Origin of the sequence: uncultured Nostoc sp. (assembly GCF_964245445.1) — a bacterium.
GTDB lineage: Bacteria > Cyanobacteriota > Cyanobacteriia > Cyanobacteriales > Nostocaceae > Nostoc.
The window spans coordinates 1-4645 of the sequence record NZ_CAXTNE010000425.1; the positions used below are offsets into that span (position 1 = coordinate 1).

Annotated in this window: 5 protein-coding genes; 2 read left to right on the forward strand and 3 right to left on the reverse strand. The window is 39.7% G+C overall.

Annotation, left to right across the window (positions count from 1 at the left end; all coding sequences use genetic code 11):
- Nucleotides 1-141: 141 nt before the first annotated feature.
- A complete protein-coding gene (locus ACFE90_RS36515; RefSeq protein WP_375507126.1) occupies nt 142-1158 on the forward strand; it encodes a FecCD family ABC transporter permease in 1017 nt (338 codons plus the stop codon).
- A gap of 475 nt (nt 1159-1633) precedes the next feature.
- On the opposite strand, the gene ACFE90_RS36520 is transcribed toward ACFE90_RS36515, so the two are convergent.
- A complete protein-coding gene (locus tag ACFE90_RS36520; protein ID WP_375507127.1) occupies nt 1634-1954 on the reverse strand; it encodes a DMT family transporter in 321 nt (106 codons plus the stop codon).
- Between the two features lie 489 nt (nt 1955-2443).
- Between ACFE90_RS36520 and ACFE90_RS36525 the strand changes: the two genes are divergently transcribed.
- Entirely contained in the window at nt 2444-2893 is a 450-nt protein-coding gene (locus ACFE90_RS36525) for an Hsp20/alpha crystallin family protein (protein ID WP_375507128.1), read from the forward strand.
- A 227-nt stretch (nt 2894-3120) separates the two neighbouring features.
- Here the strand turns inward: ACFE90_RS36525 and ACFE90_RS36530 are convergent, their stop codons facing one another.
- Both ACFE90_RS36530 and ACFE90_RS36535 read right to left on the reverse strand, forming a co-directional pair.
- Entirely contained in the window at nt 3121-3420 is a 300-nt protein-coding gene (locus ACFE90_RS36530; protein WP_375507129.1) for a ferredoxin, read from the reverse strand.
- Between the two features lie 145 nt (nt 3421-3565).
- Nucleotides 3566-4420, reverse strand: coding sequence for a uroporphyrinogen-III synthase (locus ACFE90_RS36535; RefSeq protein WP_375507130.1), 855 nt, complete (start codon nt 4418-4420; stop codon nt 3566-3568).
- Nucleotides 4421-4645 lie beyond the last annotated feature (225 nt).

Here is a 4645-nt window from a genome sequence, read left to right on the forward strand (position 1 = left end):
GCTCAACGTTCACCTTCTGAGGCTCAACGTTCACCTTCTGAAGCTAAACGTCCAAGTTTTAACTCCCCTTCCCTTCTGCCCAATGTCCAATGCATCTGTGTTTGAGACAGATTATATTTAAAAAAAATACGTATCTAAAATTTGACTAGACAATTTAAGACAATTTTTACTGAACACAGAGTACTTTGGGCTGTTTTACTCCTTAGTGCAGCACTGGTGGTAACGCTAGCACTATCGCTTTCTCAAGGAGCAGTACCTTTAAGTATGTCGGAATTTTGGCAAGCCATTCTCCGCGAAGGCGATCCGGTTAAACAGACCATTCTCTGGGATTTGCGTCTCCCACGCATTACTGCTGCTCTGATTGTTGGCGCTGCTTTGGGAATGTCAGGAGCGCTGCTGCAAGGGATGTTACGCAATAGTCTTGCTGATCCATTTATTTTAGGGATTTCAGCAGGTGCAGGATTAATTGTAATTCTGATGATTGTGTGGCAAATATTCCCGCTCGCAATTCCTTTAGCAGCGTGGATCGGAGCTATTTTAACTTCTGCGATCGTTATTTTGCTCGGTCGTGCGGGGTCGGGAATTTCAGTTGAGCGGTTGATTTTAGGCGGAGTGGCGGTGAGTTCTTTATTAGGTGCTGTCCAAAGTACATTGCTGCTTTTAGCTGAAGACGGTCAAATTCAAATTGCGCTCAGTTGGCTGGTTGGTAGCCTTAATGGACGGGGTTGGCAAGAAATTGCGACAGCTGTCCCTTACATCATCGTTGCATTGCTAGGGGGATGCTTGCTGGCGCGATCGGTAAATGTGCTGGCTTTGGGGGATGATTTGGCTGTAAGTTTGGGGGTTTCGTTGACGCGATCGCGTCTGTTAATTGGTGGTGTCGCCACTTTATTAGCCGCAGGTGCAGTCAGCATCAGTGGCTTGATTGGATTTGTTGGTCTTGTTGTCCCTCACGGTGTCCGCCTCATCGTTGGTACAGATCATCGCTTTGTTTTGCCACTTTCCGCCCTTGCAGGTGCATGGTTACTTACTTTTGCAGATTTACTCTCTAGACTAGGAGCAGTGGAACTACCAGTAGGTTCCGTCACTGCCTTGCTAGGTTCACCGCTATTTATCTGGTTACTTTATCGTCGTTCTGCTGGGTTTAATAAATTTTGAACTAACAGAATGTTTGAAAAATCCTCTTGTGGGTATCAAAAGTTTAAGATCCCTACTTTTAATAGCATCTAGCTAAGTCTGGTCATTTTGCTCTGCTCGCAGAACAATAAAAATTGCTGGTGTATTCGCTACAACAGCAACAAGCAGAATGATCAGTTTTGGTTTATTTACCTCCTCTATTCTAACATAGACGAGGTGTTTTTTATTTGAGGCAATATCTAAATATAATGTCTGCTTAAAGACTTATGCATCTTGTTTCAAGATTTTACAGTTTCAGTTTTAAATTAGTTTTTCCTTTAGCGCGTACATCATACTTTAAGTAACTTTAAAACTAACATTTTGTGACAAAAATTGACATTTGTTGATTGCAAAACTAACTTTTTGCAGCTTTCACATGCAAAGTAATGAAAAGTGGGTTTTTTAGGGGGATGTTTTAGTAAACTCGATGATACATGAGCCGCTTAATTCCTATCCCCTATGAACTTGCATTTATGCCAATTACCCCCATGATTATTAAGCCGATGGAAATGAGCTTGATAAGTGTAGCAGATTCACGAAACCAGAAAATGCCAATAATAGCAATTAAGACAGTTCCCAATCCAGCCCAGACAGAATAAGCCACACTCACTTCAAGTTTTTTGAGAGCAAGAGTCAAAAAAGTAAAACAAAGTCCATAAAAAACAACTATTAATATGGAAGGGCCTATTTTAGTAAATCCTTGCGATAACTTCATGCAAGTTGTGCCTGAAACTTCAAAGAGGATTGCGGCGATAAGGTAAATCCAACTTGTTGACATATATGTTATCAGCAGTTTGTGAAAAATCTATTATTATCTTATCTCTGTGAAATGAAAAAAATACAACATAATTATTATCATTATTCGCGTGAATCTACTAAAAATTTGTAGGATACGCTACGCATTGCAAGCTTTAAGAGGATGTTTTAATAGTCCTATTGTCAGTATTAAAATTTTTGGATTACCTAAAGTCACAGCGAAATACTTTTAAAACAACCTTTAATAGTAGGGATGCGGGTGACAGTTATAGCAACATTTTAAATAGAATTGCTATATTTCAAGTCTGCTTTTGCCGAACTTACCGAACCCCAATAGTTCAGTTTACCGTACATTTATAGTAAAGAAATTCCTGGATCGGCAATCATCATTACTCAGGTGATAAAAACCGAATTTCCCCCACTCTTATTTTTAAATACTATGAGAACAAAGAAAGGAATCAAATCCTTCAATCCTTAAACAACAAAGATACTGGTTATCCGAAGTAGAGATATGACATTAGTACGTTTGAACCCCTGGCAAGAATTTAACGCAATACAACGCCAAATCAATCGCTTATTTGATGAAGATACTTTGCCAACTGCATTTTCGGATAGAGGCTTATCCAGAGTTCCGGCTGTTGAGTTAAAAGAAACTGAAGATGCAATCCTTCTGTTGCTAGAACTTCCAGGAATTGAAGCTAAAGACTTGGATTTGCAAGTTACAGAAAAAGCTGTATACCTGAGCGGTGAGCGGAAGTCTGAAGCCAAATCTGAAGATAAAGGTGTGATTAAAAGCGAATTCCACTATGGTAAATTCCAACGTGTAATTCCTTTACCTGCTCGGATTCAAAATACCAATGTTACGGCAGATTATAAAGATGGCATCTTGAACCTGACGCTACCCAAAGCTGAAGAAGAAAAGAATAAAGTTGTCAAAGTTAATCTAGCATCATCTGGCTAATTTTAGCTTTATATCTGCTAGCTATCTATTAAACTAAATAAAAAGCGCTCCCTTTTTGGAGAGCGCTTTTTCGCGTGAATTACTCAGCCTATACAGATTTATAGGAAAGTGCAAAATTTTAAATCTTTTATAGTGTGTTATACACCACCACAGATTTTTGGTGCGCTAGGACGAATATTATAACGCACCCTACAAAAGTTGCTCTTGATTAAATCCACATTTCTTAGTTAACCGTTAAGGGCTTCTTCTTGATGGGTTTCGATAACGCAATCAGAAGTGGGGCGGGCAACGCAGGTAAGGACAAATCCTTCGTCCATTTGATCGTTGTCTAAGAAGTTCTGATCTGATTGGTCAACTGTACCTGAAATTAGCTTCCCGGTACAGGTAGAGCAAGAACCAGCGTTACAGGAATAAGGCAAGTCAAGCTCATATTCCTCGTTAGCGATCTCTAGAATGTACTCATCATCAGGAACGTCAATTACTTGTTCACCGTCTGGGGTCTTTAATGTAACCTTATAAGTTGCCATGTAACAATCCCTAGTTCAAATAAACTCCATATTCGATACTACGGGTTTATGTGCTGCTAGTCTAGAGTTGATTGTGGTTGACTGTTTTAGATTCTCAAGCGATTAGTGGAGCTAGTTTACATATACCAAAAGCTTCAGACGAAAATTACACAGAAAAAAATGTTGCGATCGCTTCAGCAAATCCTTCAAATGAACTATAATCTTTGGACACAATAGAGACATCCACACCCAACTTTTGGGCATTGGCAGTTGTATAAGGGCCAAAACATGCGACAATACAACGTTCATAATCGCTTTGCGAGTTGACCATTGTTAAAAAGCTTTCTACTTCTGCCGTGCTACTAAAGGCAATTACATCGATTATTCCTTGACGAAGCAGATTTAATTCAATACTGTAGATACCTGTGTTTAAGCCCTGTGTGATATAGGTGGGTACGCGAGTTACTTTCATACCCAATTTTTGCAAATCCGTAATCAAATTAGGTACAATATCAGGCTCAGGCAAACCAACAACTTCTGGAGCCGGGATCAGCACTTTTTTATCGTGAATTTGCGGAAGTTTCGCTAATTCAGCCACAATTCCAGCTGGGCTAGATTCTGCGGGAATTAAATCGACTTCGCCACAAAAAGATGATAAGCTTTCTGCGTCTTCTCCTAAAGCACATAATTGACATTTTTGTACTACAGATACGGGAATATCTAAATCATTCATCCGCTGAAAAAATGCAGTGATACCGTTTCTACTGGTGAAGACAATCCAATCAAATTCATCTATGCGACCTAGAGCGGCATCTAACTTAGTGTAGTTTGATAAATAGCAGGTTTCGATAGTGGGCATGAAAACAGGTAAACCACCTTGTTTGATGATTTGTTCAGCTAACCTATAAGCATAATTTCTCGGTGCTGTGACTAAAATTCTCTTGCCATATAGAGGTAATTCTCTAGATGGAGTGAGCAGGTCGATTTCTGTTGATTGAGTGTGCATTTGTTTATGTGCCATTTCATTGCTATTCAAGCTTAGAATGCAATACGCTTGGTATTCGTGATATTTTGCCCACATTTTTGTAATAGTCAAAGTGTCGTGCTGACCGATATCCCGCCTAGAACTTAAGTTCTAGGCTAATAGCTAAAGTCCACTCAAGTGGACTGAGATTTTTATTTTCACCGAGGATAAGTAGGTCGGCGTAAATAATTCTTGTTGGAATAACGCAGGGGGCAGGGGGCA